Source organism: Halorussus marinus (assembly GCF_004765795.1).
GTDB classification, from domain to species: domain Archaea; phylum Halobacteriota; class Halobacteria; order Halobacteriales; family Haladaptataceae; genus Halorussus; species Halorussus marinus.
The window spans coordinates 280,297-299,015 of record NZ_SBIV01000004.1 but is presented as its reverse complement, the minus strand read 5'-3'; the positions used below and the strand labels follow the sequence as shown (position 1 = coordinate 299,015).

The window sequence follows — 18,719 nt, the reverse complement described above, 5'->3', positions numbered from 1 at the left end:
CGTCGGCCCCCGCCCGCGTCTGGGTCGGTCACGCTCGCCCGCCTCCGTCTGGTCCGTCGGCGCGGTCCGGTTCGACTTCCGCCTCCCCGCGTCGGGCGTCGGTCGGGTCCTCGCCGCGATCGCGGCCGGCCATCAGCAGTCCCAGTTCCTCGTCGGTCACCGCGTCGGGGTCGACCGTGTCGACGAACTCGCCCTCGTACATGACCGCGATCCGGTCGGAGAGGGTCCGGATCTCCTCTAGCTTCGAGGAGACCAGCACGATCGCCAGCCCGGCGTCGCGGAGTGCGAGCAGGCGGTCGTGGATGAACTCGATCGAGCCGACGTCGACCCCGCGCGTGGGGTGGGCCGCGACCATGACGTCGGGGTCGTGTTCGATCTCCCGGCCCGCGATGAACTTCTGCTGGTTCCCGCCAGACAGCGACGCCGCCTCCGCGTCGGGGGTCGGCGGCTGGACGTCGTACTCCCGGACGATCTCCTCGGCGTGTTCCCGGACGGCCGCCCAGTCGACGAACCCCCGGCGCGCGTACGGTTCGATGGTATGATTCCCGAGCAACGCGTTGTGCACGAGGTCGTAGTCCTGCACCAACCCCTCGGTCTGTCGGTCCTCGGGGACGTAGGCGATGCCGGCCTCGATCCGCTCGCGCCGGCTCAGACCGGTCACGTCCTCGCCGCGGAACCGGATGGCGCCCGACGCGACGGGGCGAAGCCCGGCGAGCGCCTCGACCAGTTCGGTCTGGCCGTTGCCCTGCACGCCCGCGACGCCCAGGATCTCGCGTTCGCGGACCGTGAACCCGACCTCCCGGACCCGTTCGAGCCCGCGGTCGCCCCGGACCCGGAGGTCCTCGACCGCGAGGAGGGGCTCGCCGGGCGCCGTCTCGCGACGCTCGCGGTCGAACAGCACCTCCCGGCCGACCATCAGCCGCGCGAGTTCCCGCTCGGTGGCGTCGGCGGCCGCCACCGTCCCGACGGCCGCCCCGTCCCGGAGCACGGTGATCTCGTCGGCGGCGGTCAGCGCCTCGTCGAGCTTGTGGGTGATGAAGACGAGCGAGCGCCCCGACGCGGTGAGCTCGTCCATCACGTCGAACAGCCGATCGGCCTCCTGTGGGGTGAGCACCGCCGTCGGCTCGTCGAGGACGAGGATCTCGGCGCCCCGGTAGAGGCTCTTGACGATCTCGACGCGCTGGCGCGCGCCGAGGTCGAGCTCCCGAACCGGCGTGTCCAGATACCGGTCGACGTCGAAGTCGTACCGCGAGCAGATCGCCTCGACGTCGTCTCTCGCGGCGGCCTCGTCGACCAGTCCGTTCTCGGTCGGCTCGTGGCCCAGGATGACGTTCTGGAGGACGGTCATCGGCTCGACGAGCTGGAAGTGCTGGTGGATCATGCCGACCCCGGCGTCCATGGCGTCTCTGGGCGAGTCGAACGCCCGGGGCTGGCCGTCGATCGCGATCGTCCCGGCGTCCTGATCGTACAGCCCGTAGAGGACGCTCATCAGGGTCGTCTTGCCCGAGCCGTTCTCGCCCAGCAGGGCGTGGACCGTCCCGCGTTCGAGCGTGAAGTCGACGCCGTCGTTGGCGACCACGTCGCCGAACCGCTTGGTGATGCCGTCGAGTCGGACCGCGGGCGCCGCCGTCTCAGGTGGCGCCATGATCGGGGGCTGTCATCGGCGGTAGTCTGACGATCGGGGCGTCACTCGCATCCGGCGGCGGTACACGGCACCTCGACGTCGCCGTCGACGATGGCCTGTTTTGCCTCCTCGAGGTTCTTTCCGACCGCGTCGGGCAGTTGGCCATCGAACGCCTGCCCGATGACGCAGTCGACGGCCTCGTCTTCGAGCCCCAGCGTGTTGGCGCCCGCGACGCTCTCGAAGTCGCCCTCGGCGACCGCCGCGGCGACCTCGCGGGTCCCCTCGTTTATGTACTTGACCGCCGAGCCGAGGATGACGTCCTGGAAATCGGGGAGCGTCCGCGACTGGTCGGCGTCGACCCCGATCGCGAACCGGCCGTTCTCCTGTGCGGCCTCGAAGACGCCTCGGCCGGCGGCCGCCGCGGCGTGGTAGACGATGTCCGCGCCGTCGTCGTACTGCGAGCTCGCGATGTCGGCCGCGGTGCTCGTGTCGGTGTAGTTGCCGATGTAGCCGACGTTCACCTCGACGTCGCCGTTCACCCACTCTGCGCCGGCGACGTACGACCGCTCGAAGGCGTTGATCAGCGAGCCGTCCTCGCCGCCGACGAACCCGACCTGCGCGGTCTCCGGGGCCGTCGAACCCCCCTCGTGGTCCAGTTCTTCGGTCGTCATCGTCCCGGCGAGGACGCCCGCCAGATACGACATCTGGTGGTTCGCCCAGGTGTAGCCGGCGACGTTGGGCTCGTCGACGTAGTCGTTGATGAGCATCCAGTTCTGGTCCGGGTAGTCGACGGCGTTCTGGGTCAGCGCCTCGGTGTGGTTGTACGAGACCAGCACGATGAGGTCGTAGTCGCCACTCTGGGCGAGCTGGGACTGGGTCGACTGGTACTGGGCCTGCTCGGTCTCCTCGACCCGATTGATCTCGACGTCGTACTCCTCGGCGGCGCTCCGGAGCCCTTCGAGCGCGAGGTCGTTGAACGCGTTGTCGTCGAACCCCGCCGGGCTCGAGACGATCGCGACGTTCGTCGTGGCGTCTTGGCTACCGCCGGCGCCGACACAGCCGGCGATCGTTCCGCCGAGCACGGCCGCCCCCGATGCGAGCACTGTCCGCCGACTGACCGTCGACGACCGTTCGGCGCTTGATCCCCCCGAACTGTCGCGTTCCCCCATGCTGTGAGCCATTCCGTGGGTGTACACATCACGCGCATGCTAAAAACTATCCTTATATAAAATATCGTATATATTTGAAGAGTATCTCGGCGATCCGCCGCGCCGATTAATCGGAATAATACGCGCGCCGAAAGTATGTGTCGTCGGCTATGGAACATATTTACGGGCTCGGACCGTCCCGTCCTGTATGGCCACGAGCGACGCCCCGCCGATCGGGCTCGACCACCCCACGGCGAACCCGCACGGAAACACCGTCCCCGCGGACCGCGGACAGTCCGAGACCTGTGCCTGCACGGACTGTGGCTACACCGTCGAGATCGACGCGGAGGTTCCGTCGACGTGTCCGCGTTGTGACGGCGCGCTGACGCGGTCGAGTCCCACTCGCGACTGATCCCGAACGATTTCCCGGTCGGCGCGCCCTGCTCTCGATCACGACGACCGAACGGGAAAAATCCCGCCGAAGTGCCCGGCGTCGACTCGACACCGCCGAGAGAGTACTGTACTGCTAGCTCGTTTCTCGTGGAACTGGACCCGATGGCGCGGTCCACCGCGAGATGCCGCCGCGAAAAACGGGCCCGAACGGCGACCGGATCACTCCATCCGGGACTTCGGATCGAGGATGTCCCGGAGGCCGTCCCCGATCAGGTTGAACCCCATCACGTTGATGAAGATGAACAGCCCGGGGAACACGGAGAACCACCAGTGGGTCGGCATGAACTCCCGCCCGCGGGCCACCATGAGTCCCCACTCGGGGGTCGGCGGGGAGGCGCCGATGCCGATGAACGACAGCGACGCCGCGACGAGGATGACCCAGCCCATGTCCATCGTGGCCTGCACGAGGAGGCTCGTGAGGCTGTTTGGCAACAGGTGGACGAACATGACCCGGAGCCGACTGGCGCCGAGGCCTTCGATGGCCTGGATGTACTCGGACTCTTTTACCTCCTTCACTTCGCTCCGGAGCAATCGGACGTACCACGGCCACCAGGTGACGATGAGCGCCAGCATGACGTTCTCGAGACTCGGCCCCAGCGCCCCCGCGACCGCGACGGGGAGGATCAACCGGGGGATCGAGACGAAGATGTCGGTGACGCGCATGATGAGCATCTCGACGCGCCCGCCGATGTAGCCCGCCGCGAGGCCGAGCGGGATGCCGATGCTGAGCGCGGCGCCGACGACGAACACCGCGATCTTCATCGAGATCCGCGCCCCGAACAGGACCCGCGAGAAGATGTCCCGACCGAGCCGGTCGGTCCCGAACAGATGTTCGCTCGAGGGCGGTTGGAGCGACTGGCCGAACTCGGTCACCGACCCGACGTGGCTGGGGTACGGGGCGATCACGGGCGCGAGCAGTCCGATCAGGGCGATGAACAGCACCATCCCGATGCCGACGATCGTGAGCCGATTCCGGCCGAGGATGTAGAACGACCGTCGGAACGCCTCGATGACGCCTCGGTATCTGTCGGTGAACGAGCGCTGCGTCGGTGACGTCGCGTCTTGTGAAGCCATACGTATCACTCACCCAACTCGACTTCCGGATTGATGTAGCTGTGTAGCACGTCGACGACGAAGTTGACGATGAGATACCCGAGCGCGAACACGATCGTCACGCCGAGTATCCCGTTGAAGTCGGTGCTGATGACGGCGTTGTAGAGGAACAGGCCCAGCCCGCGGATGTTGAACACGATCTCGATGACGACCGATCCGCCGAGCAACAGGCCGTACGAGAGCCCGACCGCGGTGATCGTCGGCATGACCGCGTTCCTGAGCGCGTGGCGCAGGAGGATGATCCTCGACCGGAACCCGTGGGCCCGCGACCACTCGATGTAGTCGGTGTTCAGCGTCTCGATCATCGACGAGCGCATGATCCTGGTCGTCTGGGCGAGCGTTCCCAGCGAGAGCACCGCCGCGGGTAGCAACAGATGCGTGAACGAGGTGACGAACGCTCCGAAGTCGAGCGCGAGCAGGCTGTCGACGAGGTAGAGCCCGGTCACGTTCGGCGGCGGCGTCATCTGGCTGGTGAATCGTCCGCCCGACGGGAGCCACCCGAGCTGGTAGTAGAAGAACAGCTGTGCGAGTATCGCGATCCAGAACTGCGGGATCGAGACGCCGCTGATCGCCACCAGTCGCGAGCCGTGGTCGACGGGCTCGTCTTTGTGAATCGCCGACGCGATGCCGAGCGGGATCCCGATCGTCAGCGCGAAGACGACCGCCAACGTCGTGAGTTCGAACGTCGCCGGAAACCGCTGGGCGATCTCTTGGGCGACCGGCCGCTGGGTCGCGATCGACATCCCCAGATCCTGGTGGAGCACCAGATCCACGATGAAGTCGACGTACTGCTCGTGGAGCGGATCGTCCAGCCCGTACGTCTCCCGGATCTGTGCGATCTGTTCCTCGGTGGCTTTCGAGCCCGCGATGACCGCGGCCGGATTGCCGGGCACCACGCGGGCGATGACGAACACGAGCGTCAGGATGCCCCAGAACGTCACCGCCATCGCCACTAATCGACGTACGAGATACGTGCGGAATTTCATTTAAATAAGTGCCACGAGATCAGGTGTCCTTGTGGAACTGGTGGACCGGGACGTAGTTGTTGTCCCCGGGCGTGTAGGTGAGGTTCGAGATCTCCGCGCGGTGGGCGCGCACCCACTTGTTCTGGAAGAGCCAGATGATCGGCACCTCGTCCAGAAGGATCTCCTGCATTTGCTTGTAGAGTTTTTCGCGCTGTTTGCGGTCGCCGGAACTGCGCGCCTCTATGAACATCTCGTCGTACTCGTCGTTCTGGTAGTAGGCGGTGTTCCACCCGTCGGCGGGCCAGTACTCGCCCCAGTATCGGATGGCCGGTCCGTTGGGGTCGGCGTAGTCCGGCCAGCCGTTGTACATGAGGAGATCGGGCATCGTCTCCGCGGACGTGAGCTGTTCGTACAGATCGGCCCACGGGATGTCCTCGTGGTCGACGGTCACGCCGATCTCCTTGAAGTTCGCGACGAGCGCCTCGCCGACCTTGTCGTTTTCGGGCCCCTTGATCGACCGGAACGTCAGCTCCTCGCCGCTGTAGGCCGACTGTTCGAGGTGCTGTTTGGCCTTTTCGAGGTTCCGCTGGTACTGACCGTCCGTGACGCGAGGCCAGATCCCCTCGGGCCACGGGGTGCCCCACGGGATCGCCGTGCCGATCAGTTCCTTCGCGATCCCCTCGTAGTCGGCGGCGTAGGCCAGCGCCTTCCGGAACTGGACGTCGCTCGTCGGCTCGCGCTGGCACATCATGAACACGTACTTGTTGTAGAGGTCCGGCGGCCCCTCGTAGAGTTCGACCCCGTCTTCCTGGACGACCTCCTGGATGTTCGTCCACGTCAGGTCCCGCGGGAGGTCGATGTCGCCCTGCGCCAGTTGCTGTTTCTGGGTCAGCTGTTCCCGGACGATGTTGTTGCGGTACTCCTCGATGTTCGCGTCGTCGGGAATCGCGAGGTTGTCCGGCAGATCGCTCGCCTCGTCGCGCCAGTGGCCCTCCTTTCGCGTCGCGACGAAGTCGTTGCCCTTGTCCCACGACTCTAACTTGAACGGTCCCGTGCCGTGGACGTTCTGCTGGAAGTACTCGTGACCGAGCTTGTCGTCGTCCTGGTGTTCGTCCATCACCGTCGGGTTGATCACGCTCGTCGTGATGAACGTGAGCGCGGCCGGAGCGGGCCCGAACGCGCCGTCGCAGTGGACCGTGATCTCGTAGTCGCCGGTCTCCTCGACGCTGTCGATCCAGTCGTAGGGCTTCGACTGGCCGGCCGTGAGGTTCTTGGCCCGTTCGAGCGACCGCCGGGCGGCGTACGCGTCGAACTGCGTGCCGTCGTCGAACGTCACGTTTTCCCGGAGGGTCAACACCCACTCTTCGCCGCCGTTCTGGGACTCCCAGTCGGTCGCGAGCCCCGGCCGTATCGTCGTCGGGTCCCCCTGCGCGTAATCAAGGAGCTGGTCGTACACGAGTCCGAGCTGTACCATCGTCCCGTCGTTGATCGCGTGGGGATCGAGGTGCGCGAGCGGTTGGGTTTTCGCGTTGACGTACGTGACCGCGTCCGACTGCATCTCCGAGTCGGCGTCGTCGACGTTCTGCTGGTCGTCGGTTCCGGCCGGCTCCGAATCGGTGCTCTCGCCGCTCGGTTCGTCACTCCCGGTACAGCCCGCGAGCGCGACGGTCGTCCCCGCTCCGACCGTCTTCAGAAACCACCGTCGCGATCCATCGGACGACTCCTGCGAGCGTTTCTCGTTATGCGACACCATATCACACGACGCACGCGCGACCCCTATAAAGCCTTGGCAATATTACACATGGTACCGACGAGTATGAATAAAGATATAAGTAATAATCCTCAACGACCGACTTCTCCTACGCCGCCGAAAAATTTTACTATTATTACACGTACTGGCCGGTATGGGCGATTCGACGGTCTGTCTCACGTACGACCTCGACGCGGTCGCGGCGTGGCTCTCGTACGACATGCCCGGGTTCGCGTCGTGGGGCGTGTACGGCGCCGAGGTGGCGACGCCGCGACTCCTCGATCTCCACGACCGGTACGACGTCCCCTCGACGTGGTTCGTCCCGGGCCACACCATCGAGAGCTTCCCCGAAATCTGTGGCGACGTGCACGATCGGGGCCACGAGATCCAACACCACGGCTGGACCCACCGCTCGCCGAACGACTTCGCGGATCGAGAGGCCGAGAAGGCAGACATAGAACGCGGCATCGAGAGCATCGTCGATCTGACCGGCGAACGTCCGACGGGCTATCGCACCCCCGACGGGAGTTTCTCCGAACACACGATCGACATCCTCGAAGAGCTCGACTTCGAGTGGGATTCGAGCGACAGCGCCCACGACTTCCGGCCGTACACGCTCACGAAAGATCCCCGACCCACCCTCGAAGAGCCCTACGAGCGCGGGCCGAAATCCGACCTCGTGGAGGTGCCGCTGGTGTGGCACCGCGACGACTGGATGCAACTGTTCCCGGTCGTCACCGGACCCGAGTGGGTCGGGTACTCCCAAGAGCAAGCGGTGTTCGACCGCTGGCGCGCCGAGATCGAGTGGATGAAACGCAACGTCGACGACGGCGTCTTCGTCCTGTTGCTCCACCCCCAGTGTGCGGGTCGGGCCCCGTTCGTCTCGCACCTCGAAGCGCTCTTGGAGACGCTGAAGGCCGACCCCGAGATCACGTTCGCCGACGCGAGCACCGTCGCGAACGACTATCGAAACGGCTGACGATTCGTCGAACGAACCGGCCAACCCAGTTCGGGGCCGAACAACCGGGTCTCAGCGGTCGGACCCCGACTGCGAGGCCACCGTCTCGGTCGACCGCTGTTCGTAGAGGTGACACGCGACGTCGCGCTCGCTCGCTTCTTCTCGTCGCGTCAACGCGGGGTCGACCTCACAGCACTTCTGGCCCACCTCGTCCTGGCGATGACACCGGGGGTGGAACGAACAGCCGGTCGGGGGATTGATCGGCGACGGCGGCTCGCCTTCGAGCGAGACCCGCATCCGTTCCTCGTCGGGGTCGACGGGATGAAGCGACGAGAAGAGCGCCTCGGTGTACGGATGCTTCGGGCGCTCGAAGACGTCTTCGGTGGCGCCTCGCTCGACGATCTCGCCGAGATACATGACCGCAGTCCGATCGCACAGGTGGTTGACGACCGAGAGGTCGTGGCTGATGAACAGGAACGTCAGCCCCATCTCTTCTTGCAGGTCCTGCAATAGGTCCAAGATGCGGGCCTGCACGCTCACGTCGAGCGCGCTCGTCGGCTCGTCGAGCACGAGAAACTCCGGTTCGAGGATGAGCGACCGAGCCAGGCCGACGCGCTGGCGCTGGCCGCCCGAGAGCTCGTGGGGGAACCGGGATCGGTACGTCTCCGGATCGAGATCCATCCGTTCGAGCATCCGGTCGATCCGCCGGTCGGCGTCGTCGAGCTGGTCGTGTATCTTGAGCGGCTCGCGAAGCGTCTTCTCGACGGTCCGTCGCGGATTGAGGCTCGAATCCGGGTCCTGATACACCATCTGGATCCGCTGGCGGAGTCGCTTGAGCTGGTCCTGGTCGGCGTCGGTGATGTCGATCCCGTCGAACCGTATCGCCCCGCCGGTCGGCTCGATCAGCCTGAGCAGGGACTTCCCGAGCGTCGTCTTCCCGCACCCGGACTCGCCGACCAGCCCGACCGATTCGCCGCGTTCGATCTCGAGGTCGACGCCGTCGACCGCCTTGACGCTGTTCACCTGTCGCTTGAGTAGCCCCTCTTTGATCGGGAAGTGCTTCTCCAGACCGCTGATCGTGAGTATCGTCTCCGACATGAATCACACCTCGAAACACGCGGCGTACTGTTCGGGCTCTTTCTCTTCGAGGGCGGGCTTTTCGTCCCGGCAGTGCTCCTGTGCGATCGGGCACCGCTCGTAGAACCGACACCCGGAGTTCGGATCGACGAGGTCGAGGACGGTGCCGTCGATCGACTCGAGGTCGGTCTGCTCGTCGCCGAGGCGCGGGATCGCCTCGACCAGCCCCTTCGTGTAGGGGTGGACCGGGTTCTTGATCACGTCGCGGGTCGAGCCGGTCTCGACGATCTGGCCCGCGTACATGACGACGACCCGATCGCAGAGCCGCGAGATCACCCGCAGGTCGTGGGTGATTATCAGCACGGAGAGCCCGTACTCCTCGCGCATCTCGTCGACCAGATCGAGCAGTTGGGCCTCGGTCGTCTTGTCGAGGGCGGTCGTCGGTTCGTCGGCGATCAGGAGGTTTGGCTGGCAGGCGAGCGACTTCGCGATCAGGACCCGCTGTTTCATCCCGCCCGAGAACTCGTGGGGGTAGTCGCCGTAGCGCTCCTCGGCTTTCGGAATCCCGACGTCGTCCATCAGCTCGATCGCGCGCGATCTCGCCTCCTCGTCGCCTACCCCTCTGACCTCCCGTGCGACTTCGGCGATCTGGTGGCCGACGGTGTACGCGGGGTTGAGCGCGTTCGTGGGGTTCTGAAAGATCATCGCCAGCTCGGTCCCCCGGATCTCGTCGCGCATCTGCTTGTCGGACAACTCGAGGAGGTCCCGGCCGTGATACGCCACCTCGCCGCCGACGATCCGGCCCGGCTCCCGAATCAGTTGGAGGATCGAACGGACCGTGACGGACTTTCCGCACCCGCTCTCGCCGACGATCCCGACGATCTCGTTTTCTCCGACCGTCAGCGACACCTCGTCGAGCGCTTCGACCGTCCCGCGATACGTTTCGAACTGCGTGACCAGGTCCGAGACTTCCAGAAGCGTGTCGGCGTTCTCTCGACCGTCGCGGCCTTGTTCTGTCGACGAGCTCATTGTAATTCGTTAACTTGTGCACATCGTTATCAAGGTTGTGTCAAAAAGCGTCTCGAGCGCCGTCTCGACTCGACCTACGAGCTCTCGTAGACGACCTCCCCGCCGACGATCGTCAGCTCCACGTCGATCTCCTCGATCTCCGCCCGGTGTTCGAACGGGTCCCGACCGAGGACCACGGCGTCGGCGAGCTTCCCGGGCTCTAAGGTCCCCTTGAACTCCTCGGCGTGTTCGGCGTACGCCGCCCCGCGGGTGTAGGCGGCGATCGCCCGATCGACGTCGAGGCGTTGGGGATCGTACTCCGAATTCGTCGCGTGGTGGATCCCGTACAGCGGACCCGGCGGCATCTTGTCGCTACCGAACGCTAGCGGAACGTCCGCCCCGTCGATGTCCCGGAAGCGGTTGTTCGTCGGGAGCGCGTCCGTCCCCAGTCGGGCTTCGTACAGGCCGTCGGGCTTGGACCACTGGAGGAAGTTGGGTTGCATGCTCGCGACGATGTCGTGATCGGCGAACCGATCGAGCGCCTCGTCGGTCGCGAGTTCGACGTGCTCGACCCGGAGCCTCGGCTCCTCGATCTCGTACTCGTCGAGGACCGCCTCGTACCGGTCGAGGACGATATCGATCGCCCGTCCCCCGATAGCGTGGGTCGCGATCTGCTGGTCGGCCCGCGCCGCCTCCCGGAACCAGGCTTCGAGTTCGTCCCCGTCGTGGACCATCTGGCCGTCGGTGCTCGGGTCGTCGGCGTACTCGCCGTGTATTTTGGCGGTGCGGGACCCCAGCGACCCGTCGGAGAACGTCTTCAGCCCGCCCACGCGCAGGTACTCGTCGCCGAAGCCGGGCGCGAGTTCGAGGTCCGAAAGCGACTCCGCCTGGGACGCGTGGACGTAGTAGGTGACCCGGAGGGTGAGATCGTCGTCTTCCCACGCCTTCTGGAGCGTCTCCTGAACGAGGTTGCCGTGGTCCCTGACGGCGGTGAGTCCGGCCATGGTCTGGACCGACGTGATCCCCAGCTCGTGGGATCTGGTGATCGCGGCGTCGAGCGCCCGGCGGGCTTTCTCGACGTCGGGTCGCGACGCTATCTTGACCCGCCCCGCGGCGTCTTCGACGACCCGGCCGGTCGGGTCGCCCTGCTCGTCGGTGATTACGTCGTGTTCAACTCCTTCGAAGTCGACTTTCTCCAGAGCCTCCGAGTTCAACGACACCGTGTGGCCGTCGACACGAGTGACCGCGACGGGGTTCGTCTCGGTGACGCCGTCGAGTTCGGCCCGCGACAGGTAGCTCCGGTCGCCTTCGGGCCACGTACTCTCGTCGTAGCCGAACCCGAGGACCCAGTTTCCGTCGGCGGTGTCTCGGGCATTTTCCGAAAGCATCGCCAGCGCTTGCTCCCTGTCGTCGGCCTCCGAGAGATCGGTCTCGATCAGTTGGATCCCGACCGAGAGGATGTGGGTGTGTGCGTCGTTGAACCCCGGCAGTACCGTCCGACCGTCGAGGTCGACAACGTCGGGGTCGTCCGCCGCGCTTTCGACGTCGTCGGTCGATCCGACGGCGGCGATCCGGTCGCCGCGAAACAGGACGCTCTCGGCGACGGTTCGGTCGTCGTCGAACAGATGAACGTCACCGTTACGCAGTAGGAGTTCGCTCTGGTGAGCCATACTCTGGTAGCTCTCCGATTTCGTATTAAAAATTATCCATAACACCGCCGACCACACACATGTATTATATTCAACTCGTGTGCGGAAATATCGAGAAGCGGTGTGTTGGCGCGCTCTGAGTCATTTAGAAAATTCCGCGATTGTGGCACGAAAACGGCAGATACGGCGGTTTCCGACTATAAGTGACCGTACCACCCTTCGGCGGTATGTAATGGTCGGTGACCGAAGCAATCTGTTTGCGAGGTCGACTGTCAATGGCTGGGGAATGCTCCGGCAAGGATGTCTGGTAGACTCGATATTATGATACTTGTTTAACAACTACTCCGTGGCGGTCGGCATTCGGTCTGGCACGCCATGTCAGTTAATCGCCGTTCGGCGCCATCGACACCGGTCGAAGAATAGGGACTCCACGGACGCTGTCCGATACCGTGTATGACCATCGTCGCGGCAGGCGACGGCGCCGCCGCGACACGTAACCCATTTGGGCTGGCTGGAAAGTCGCTCACAAGAAGAAGTGAAACTGACGATAGTTATTTTATACTTACTTTCTGAAGTTCCTGCTATGCGCGTTGTGACTATTGGCGTCGGCGGTGCAGGCGGGCGGATCGTCGATGCGCTCTGGCGTGATAGCGATACTCGCTCGGCCTCGTATCTGGTCGGGGCTCGCGTTCTGGACACCGACGAGACGGCCCTTTCCGCGCTTGAATCTGTCCCACCAGAGGCGCGACATCTGTTCGGGCACGTCGAAACCGGCGGTACGGGTACTGGCGGAGACCGGTCCAAAGCCATCACTGCGATCGAAGACGATATTCTCGAAATGCGTCGTCGCATCGATACGGCCGTCACCTCTGATGCGGCCGCGATTATACTCGTCGCGGGACTCGGCGGCGGCACAGGATCTGGTGTGACTCCTGCGCTCGCCCGAGCGCTTCGGGAGGTGTACGATCGGCCTATCTACACGGTCTCCGTCCTCCCAGCCTCTCACGAGGAGGTTCCCCCAGAAAATCCGGCACACGGACTCCAGACCACACATAGCGTAGTCGACGCGCAACTGGTCTTCGACAACGACGCTTGGTTCGACTCGGAGAGTTCTCTCGAAGACGACGCAGAAATGCTCAATCGCGAACTCGCTGAACGGATCGGGACACTATTGAGTGCCGGCGAGGCCGTGACTCGAGACTCGGTCGGCCAGCGTGTGGTCGACGCGAGCGAGATCATCTCGACACTCGACGAGGGCGGTCTCGCGACGATCGGGTACGCCCGCCAAGACGTGCAACCGGATCGGCAGTCGAGTGACTCGTCGCTTCTCGGTCGTCTTCGTGGACGCCTGTCTACTGACGACGATGACGTGGACGACGTCTCGGCTATCAAGGCAGTCGAGACGACGCTACGTCGGGCGGCTCGGGGCCGATTAACGTTTGACTGCCCACTCGCCTCCGCGACCAGCGGATTACTGGTGGTTTCGGGTCCGCCGGACTGGCTTCATCAACAGGCCATCGCAGACGGCCAGCGTTGGTTGTCCGAGGAGATCGATTCGGCTCAGTTACGAACTGGAGACGCGCCGAACCAGAACAGCAGTCAACTCACTGTACTCGTTCTTCTCGGAGGCATACAGGACACTCCCCGACTCGATGATCTCAAGATAGCCGACGCTTGAGAGAGATCGCCAATCCTATAATTTATATGTCAGTATCTACGAGGTCCACTATCTATTTGAGACTCGGCTTGGATGTGTGATGTAGCAGAGATGGCGTTCAATCGATGGACACCGAAGCGGATCGCGGTTCTATGTGGTGATATCTTCGGTCTCCTCACTATCGCCGGGTTAGTGTGTGGCATTCACGTCTTGGTTCCCCGGACTACTCGGGGGCAACTCGCTCTCGATCACGCCGACCCAACGCTGGTGACGATGTGGTCCTCTGCCTTCGTTCACTATAGTTGGGCCCACCTGGTCGGGAACATAATCGCGTACGGTCTCGCCATTGTCCCCGCGTGGGTGCTCGCCGTCCGCCAACAGAGTCGTCTCAACTTCTGGACGTGTGTTCTCGTGGTACTCATTGTCTTTCCACTTCCACTCGGCTTCGCGACCGACCTCGCTTTCGAGCGACTATTCAGGGAACTCTCTGCGAGCGTCTCGATGGGGTTCTCCGGAGTGGTCGGAGGATACGTCGGAGTTCTCTTTGGCTTTCTCACGAGCTACCTCGCGGTTCGGTTCGACCTCCGGGCCGCGATGCTCGGGACGCTCGTGATCCTCCTCTCGCTGTTCGGTCTACTACTCGAAACCTATCCCACGACTGGACTACGCTGGCTCAAAGCGATTCTGTTTACCGCCATTTTCATCGGCATCGGTTTTCTCACAGTTTCCCGCCGTCACCGTAGCGACCAGACCGGTGGTTCAGCGATCGTTACCGCGGTGTCTCGACATCGCTTGGCGTTCGGGTTGATTCTCTGCTGTTGGGTCGCGCTCGGGGTTCTCGTCCCCCTGTTGTTTCCTCACCCGTCGGCTTCGGCCGGTTACGTTCCGAACGTCGTCGCTCATACGCTCGGGCTCGGCGGCGGCTATCTCCTCGCGGTCTCCGTCCAGTTCGGACGTTCACAACCAAGTGGACATGTGTCGTCAGATGCCGAAACGTCGGAGACGGCCGGGTCTCCATCGGTCACTCCGCAACCCACATCCGTGGGTTGCCGCCCCCATTTGGAGACGCAATTCACACTCACACGGTCAATCGTCCCCGAGCGGTTCCCGCCCGAACATGTGCCGGTCGAGACGGCTCGGTCCTTCGTTCGACCGGTCGTGAAACACCGACTCGAAATCGAGTCGACCAACTCCGCCGGACCGCTCCCGATCCGCCTCGGAGTTCACCGAATCGATTCGTCGGGCGGATCGCAGTCGTGGACCGGGACGGTAACGCTGTCGGGTCGCGATGGACGAACGCAGTCGACGACCGTGGACATCGCGACGACGTATTTGACGACGACGTTTTTCCCTGCTCGTCATCTCCTCGATCCTCGCGTCGAACGAATCGTCTCGGATCTCGGTGTCGTGGAGTTCTCGGCCCGGCCGAACGGGACACTCGCCACACGCCCACCCGGAACACCGGAGCAACTGAGGGCTCGAACCTACTCGTGGCTCGGCGCTAACGCCGAGCACAACCCAGAACACCAGCCACAGCACTCCGGAAACCCACTCCCCGAGGGCCAGTACGTCGTAACGGCGCACGCGGGCCAAAACGAATGCCAACGATGGCAGTCCCTGGAACGGTTCGAATTCGAAGCCCAGAGCCACATCGTCGCGATAGCTCGTCGGTGGCCTTCGACGTGGGATTCGTATCAGCCGTTGGTGGCGATCGTTCGTCACCTGCTGAATCGAAAAATGTAGATCCTCGAACCTGTCTGGTAGGCTCTGCGTACTCTCTTTGGGCGGCCATAACTACGACGTTCGCGCACACTGCTCAAGGATGCGAGAAGAGCACCGACAAATCCGGCGATTCGAGTGCTCGATCTGATCTTTTTCCAGATGCTTATTTATTGGCCGGTTCGAATAGTCCTGTCAGACACCGGATTATCAGCGTTGATATTAGGCCTATAGTTATTTATCAGTCCTATCTAAATACGGAGATAGTCAAGCATCCGACGCGGATGCTTGTGAGACCAATGATACGAGACAACCTCAAAAAACCGTTCGAGCGGATCGGCGACCGCCTCCCCGACACATGGGAGCGGGCGCAAGTTGGTATCGGTACCCTGATCGTGTTCATCGCCATGGTCCTCGTGGCAGCCATCGCCGCGGGCGTCCTGATCAACACGGCCGGATTCCTGCAATCGAGTGCCGAACAGACCGGCGAAGAGAGTGGTGCACAGGTCACCAATCAACTGCAAGTGATCAGTACGACCGGGCAGGTGACGACGGGTGCGTCGTCTGCACAGTCGACCGTCCTGAACCTCAGTATCTCTGCTGGTGGTAATACCGGATACACCATCGACGCTAACGAAACTGTCGTGTACGCGACGGCAACTGCCAGTTCCAAGATAGGCGATGGAAACGGTAATACTATCTCTATCGCTGGAACGGGTCAGGAAGGATTAGAGATCATCGCGATCAACGAGACTGCTTACACCGTTACTGACGCCGATAGCACCTCGAACTCGTTCACTGTCAACCTCGAAAAAGACGAAACTCTGACTGCGGGGAGCGGTTCCGATATCACCCTTACATTCACTAACGTTGCTGGTCAAAACAGCGACGTTGTTATCGGAACTGGTGGTGCCTCGGACGAGGTTATCAAGCGCGAGGCCGCAGAGCTAACCTTCGGTGACACCGTCGGTACGCTCGACGTTCTCGACGGTGGCCAACTCGTGGTCGATGCACAGGATCCCGCGGTTCAGGTCACTGACGGTAATGGTGAATCCCTCGATATCGACGCCGACTCTGAGGAATTCAAACTCTCGATATCGGTCCTCTACAAGAACGAGACGACTTCTGAATACCACTACGAAGTCACCGGCCCGTCCGGAGACTCTATCGAGGTTCACAGCTCGGAGACCCTTACCTTCAACGACGGTGCTGGGGATCCCACGAATGTGATCCTCAGTAACGACGGCGAGGATATCTCGATTAAGGGTGGTGTCGACTCAGCATCGCTCGCCTACGTTGATGCCAGCAATGCTGGTACCGAGTCGAAAGTCGATAGTATCGAAATCATCGTGACGCAGTCGCCCGGTGCGAGCGACATCGACATGGGTAAAACCACGATTAACTTTATCGCTCCTGACGGAAGTCACGACCTGGTCTACACCGACAGCGAAACCCCGGCCGAAGACAGCGAATTCTCCCTGACCGCGATTCAGGATGAAGACGGGACCATGCCCGTGCTCTCGTCCGGCGACCGATTCACGATAAAAGTCGATCCCGGTACTCTCGAAGCCGGCTCGACCGCCGAGATGTCGATTACGACGCCGTCGGGCGCGACGAAGACCGTGCTGCTCCGCGTCCCCGACTCGCTCGCCAACCAGGAAGCCGTCTCGATATAGGCAGTTCTCCCTTCGCGCGATTATTTTTGCGGGACTGTCGAACCTGATAGACATAACTCGTTTAGTACTAAACGCGCCAGTCGTTGGTTTCACACACGAACAGAGAGATACGCCGTTCACCGCATTCGAACACTTAGATTTACGTACACCCGATATAAACCGTCGAGATACCCAATGAACATGCCCTCGCTCTCTCAAACGCTCGCGCTTGCGACGATGTTCTTCGTCGTTTCCGGTTCGATACTATCCCCCCTCGCGGTAAGTCAAGCGACGGGTTCCGAGCGTAGTGCGATCCTCGCGACGCAATCAGTCGATGGCAGTTTTTCCCCGAAAGTCGTACGGGGAACCCGAGGGAACACGCTCAACATCTCCGCATCGGTCGATGGTCCGGCGACGCTCAACCTCGGTTCGCCCGGAAATGGATTCTGGGTGCAGATGGAGATCAGCGGCTCGACCGAAATCAGTCTCAACACCTACGAGACGAGCGTCGAGCAAATCGTCAGCGGCGGCGGAAGCCTGACGAAAAAGGTCAAAGAGGTCGATCGCCCGCTGGCGGCCGCGACGTACGACATGAATATCACCGTCGACGGGCGTGAGGTCGCACTCGGCAAGTTCATCATCAAGCCGCGATCACCGCCGGAATTCAGCGGTAACATCGACCAGTGGATTATCCCACCGACGACGGACGTTAGCGAAGTCACCGATCCGGTCGAAACGGAAGGTTCGATCCCTGTCGATTCGGGGACTATTCCCTCCGTCGCGAAAGGCCGGTGGGTCGTCCTCGCAGTCAACACGTCTGAATTCAGTAACGGATTTCTTCGCTCGTCTGAGAATGCCTCCGATCTGTTTACCGCACAGTTCGAACAGCAAAGTTCGACGATGAACGTGCAACCGAATCGGTTCGACGAAACGGACATCGAAAAGTTCGTCAACGAACCTCAGACGGACTCGCTTTACGCGTTCGTCAACACGGGCCGTCACGGAATTGAGGCCGGCGATCGGTATCGGGCGAACGTTTCGGTTGTTGGAGACAATCCCTTCGTCGATGGCCAACCGTCAACCACCGCGGATTTCAGCGTCGTTACGGCCCGAGCACAGTTAGAGCACGCGACGGATCCGATTCAAGTCAACGGGACAGACACTATCAGGGGGACGACAACGCTACCCCCGGGCGAGAGGATAAATATAACGGCATCGTATGACGGGATCCCACCCTTCGTCGAAACGAAACAGGCAACGGTCCGGGCAAATCAGACGTTCCAGACCACGTTCGATTTTAGTGATGTGCGACGCGGTGACCGATTTACCATCACGCTCTCTGATCAGAACAAAAAGTACTCTGCCGTGCGAATATGGGAAGTTCGGCTTAATTACACCGGCGATCAAATCACCCTGACGGAAGATGCCTCGGTCACGGGAGAAGCAAAAGTGGAACCCGGATCCCAGTTCGATGTTCAGGTACACTATAATGAGGGATCTTCAAGCTTCACAAAAAACCAGCGTGTCGTGGTCAATCAGACTGGCGGTTTTACCGCGAACTTTGATCTTAGTGACGCATCTTCGACTGGGAATCTTTCCGTTGAGATCCCAGAATACAATAAAACCGTCCCTGCGTCGCTCACTACGAAGGAATCGACTTTTACGACCACGTCGACGACTCAAACGACGACTCGAGAAACAACCAAAACGACTCGTACGACCACATCGAAGACGACTACGAACGAAGCAGCGACTGAAGCGGGTATCACTCAAGCATCATCAGGAAACCCGGAATCTCCGATCAATCAACAAACGATCGAAGACTCCCAATCCGTTCCTGGCTTTCGAGCGATTACTACGATCATTGTTCTCGTTGGGTGCTTCCTCGTAGCCATTCGAAGGCAATAATGCGAATCGGGGGATACGACTATTCCGAATTTGTG

Annotated in this window: 14 protein-coding genes; 6 read left to right on the top strand and 8 right to left on the bottom strand. The window is 62.3% G+C overall.

Annotation, left to right across the window (positions count from 1 at the left end; all coding sequences use genetic code 11):
- Window positions 1-28 precede the first annotated feature (28 nt).
- Together EPY72_RS10570 and EPY72_RS10565 are read right to left on the bottom strand one after the other, a co-directional pair.
- Complete coding sequence (locus EPY72_RS10570) at window positions 29-1,645, bottom strand: ABC transporter ATP-binding protein (RefSeq protein WP_135806386.1); 1,617 nt, start codon at window positions 1,643-1,645, stop codon at window positions 29-31.
- Window positions 1,646-1,686: 41 nt separating this feature from the next.
- Window positions 1,687-2,727 (bottom strand): BMP family lipoprotein, encoded by a 1,041-nt coding sequence (locus tag EPY72_RS10565; protein ID WP_244605560.1) that lies wholly within the window; start codon window positions 2,725-2,727, stop codon window positions 1,687-1,689.
- A 253-nt stretch (window positions 2,728-2,980) separates the two neighbouring features.
- Here EPY72_RS10565 and EPY72_RS10560 point away from each other — a divergent pair, with 253 nt between their 5' ends.
- Window positions 2,981-3,184, top strand: a complete 204-nt coding sequence (locus EPY72_RS10560; RefSeq protein ID WP_134671796.1) for a hypothetical protein — start codon at window positions 2,981-2,983, stop codon at window positions 3,182-3,184.
- A 200-nt stretch (window positions 3,185-3,384) separates the two neighbouring features.
- Here EPY72_RS10560 and EPY72_RS10555 read toward each other — a convergent pair whose 3' ends face one another.
- From EPY72_RS10555 to EPY72_RS10545, 3 genes are read right to left on the bottom strand one after another with little or no spacing between them, the layout of a single operon-like run.
- A complete protein-coding gene (locus tag EPY72_RS10555) occupies window positions 3,385-4,299 on the bottom strand; it encodes an ABC transporter permease (RefSeq protein ID WP_135806385.1) in 915 nt (304 codons plus the stop codon).
- Window positions 4,300-4,304: 5 nt separating this feature from the next.
- Window positions 4,305-5,324, bottom strand: a complete 1,020-nt coding sequence (locus tag EPY72_RS10550; protein ID WP_134671798.1) for an ABC transporter permease — start codon at window positions 5,322-5,324, stop codon at window positions 4,305-4,307.
- Window positions 5,325-5,343: 19 nt separating this feature from the next.
- The gene (locus EPY72_RS10545; RefSeq protein WP_135806384.1) at window positions 5,344-7,056 is read right to left on the bottom strand and encodes an ABC transporter substrate-binding protein; all 1,713 of its coding nucleotides are present in this window, start codon (window positions 7,054-7,056) and stop codon (window positions 5,344-5,346) included.
- Between the two features lie 151 nt (window positions 7,057-7,207).
- Here EPY72_RS10545 and EPY72_RS10540 point away from each other — a divergent pair, with 151 nt between their 5' ends.
- Complete coding sequence (locus EPY72_RS10540) at window positions 7,208-8,032, top strand: polysaccharide deacetylase family protein (protein WP_135806383.1); 825 nt, start codon at window positions 7,208-7,210, stop codon at window positions 8,030-8,032.
- 51 nt (window positions 8,033-8,083) lie between these two features.
- On the opposite strand, the gene EPY72_RS10535 is transcribed toward EPY72_RS10540, so the two are convergent.
- The 3 genes from EPY72_RS10535 to EPY72_RS10525 all read right to left on the bottom strand — a co-directional run bounded on the left by EPY72_RS10535 (window position 8,084) and on the right by EPY72_RS10525 (window position 11,766).
- On the bottom strand, window positions 8,084-9,109 hold the full coding sequence (locus EPY72_RS10535) for an ABC transporter ATP-binding protein (protein ID WP_135806382.1): 1,026 nt from the start codon (window positions 9,107-9,109) through the stop codon (window positions 8,084-8,086).
- Window positions 9,110-9,112: 3 nt separating this feature from the next.
- Window positions 9,113-10,117, bottom strand: a complete 1,005-nt coding sequence (locus tag EPY72_RS10530) for an ABC transporter ATP-binding protein (RefSeq protein WP_134671802.1) — start codon at window positions 10,115-10,117, stop codon at window positions 9,113-9,115.
- Window positions 10,118-10,191: 74 nt separating this feature from the next.
- On the bottom strand, window positions 10,192-11,766 hold the full coding sequence (locus EPY72_RS10525; protein WP_135806381.1) for an amidohydrolase: 1,575 nt from the start codon (window positions 11,764-11,766) through the stop codon (window positions 10,192-10,194).
- Window positions 11,767-12,328: 562 nt separating this feature from the next.
- On the opposite strand from EPY72_RS10525, the gene EPY72_RS10520 reads away from it, so the two are divergent.
- The 4 genes from EPY72_RS10520 to EPY72_RS10505 all read left to right on the top strand — a co-directional run bounded on the left by EPY72_RS10520 (window position 12,329) and on the right by EPY72_RS10505 (window position 18,684).
- A complete protein-coding gene (locus tag EPY72_RS10520) occupies window positions 12,329-13,423 on the top strand; it encodes a tubulin/FtsZ family protein (RefSeq protein WP_135806380.1) in 1,095 nt (364 codons plus the stop codon).
- Between the two features lie 90 nt (window positions 13,424-13,513).
- Window positions 13,514-15,145: a hypothetical protein gene (locus tag EPY72_RS10515; RefSeq protein WP_135806379.1), complete on the top strand. Its 1,632-nt coding sequence runs from the start codon at window positions 13,514-13,516 to the stop codon at window positions 15,143-15,145.
- A 275-nt stretch (window positions 15,146-15,420) separates the two neighbouring features.
- Window positions 15,421-16,797, top strand: a complete 1,377-nt coding sequence (locus EPY72_RS20075; protein WP_135806378.1) for an archaellin/type IV pilin N-terminal domain-containing protein — start codon at window positions 15,421-15,423, stop codon at window positions 16,795-16,797.
- Between the two features lie 174 nt (window positions 16,798-16,971).
- Window positions 16,972-18,684, top strand: coding sequence for a BGTF surface domain-containing protein (locus EPY72_RS10505; protein WP_135806377.1), 1,713 nt, complete (start codon window positions 16,972-16,974; stop codon window positions 18,682-18,684).
- Window positions 18,685-18,719 lie beyond the last annotated feature (35 nt).

Excerpts from the sequence above, each read along its gene's own strand:
- EPY72_RS10570 (WP_135806386.1), bottom strand. The coding sequence starts at position 1,645 with ATGGCGCCACCTGAGACGGCGGCGCCCGCGGTCCGACTCGACGGCATC.
- EPY72_RS10560 (WP_134671796.1), top strand. The coding sequence starts at position 2,981 with ATGGCCACGAGCGACGCCCCGCCGATCGGGCTCGACCACCCCACGGCG.
- EPY72_RS10555 (WP_135806385.1), bottom strand. The coding sequence starts at position 4,299 with ATGGCTTCACAAGACGCGACGTCACCGACGCAGCGCTCGTTCACCGAC.
- EPY72_RS10550 (WP_134671798.1), bottom strand. The coding sequence starts at position 5,324 with ATGAAATTCCGCACGTATCTCGTACGTCGATTAGTGGCGATGGCGGTG.
- EPY72_RS10545 (WP_135806384.1), bottom strand. The coding sequence starts at position 7,056 with ATGGTGTCGCATAACGAGAAACGCTCGCAGGAGTCGTCCGATGGATCG.
- EPY72_RS10540 (WP_135806383.1), top strand. The coding sequence starts at position 7,208 with ATGGGCGATTCGACGGTCTGTCTCACGTACGACCTCGACGCGGTCGCG.
- EPY72_RS10535 (WP_135806382.1), bottom strand. The coding sequence starts at position 9,109 with ATGTCGGAGACGATACTCACGATCAGCGGTCTGGAGAAGCACTTCCCG.
- EPY72_RS10530 (WP_134671802.1), bottom strand. The coding sequence starts at position 10,117 with ATGAGCTCGTCGACAGAACAAGGCCGCGACGGTCGAGAGAACGCCGAC.
- EPY72_RS10525 (WP_135806381.1), bottom strand. The coding sequence starts at position 11,766 with ATGGCTCACCAGAGCGAACTCCTACTGCGTAACGGTGACGTTCATCTG.
- EPY72_RS10520 (WP_135806380.1), top strand. The coding sequence starts at position 12,329 with ATGCGCGTTGTGACTATTGGCGTCGGCGGTGCAGGCGGGCGGATCGTC.
- EPY72_RS10515 (WP_135806379.1), top strand. The coding sequence starts at position 13,514 with ATGGCGTTCAATCGATGGACACCGAAGCGGATCGCGGTTCTATGTGGT.
- EPY72_RS20075 (WP_135806378.1), top strand. The coding sequence starts at position 15,421 with ATGATACGAGACAACCTCAAAAAACCGTTCGAGCGGATCGGCGACCGC.
- EPY72_RS10505 (WP_135806377.1), top strand. The coding sequence starts at position 16,972 with ATGAACATGCCCTCGCTCTCTCAAACGCTCGCGCTTGCGACGATGTTC.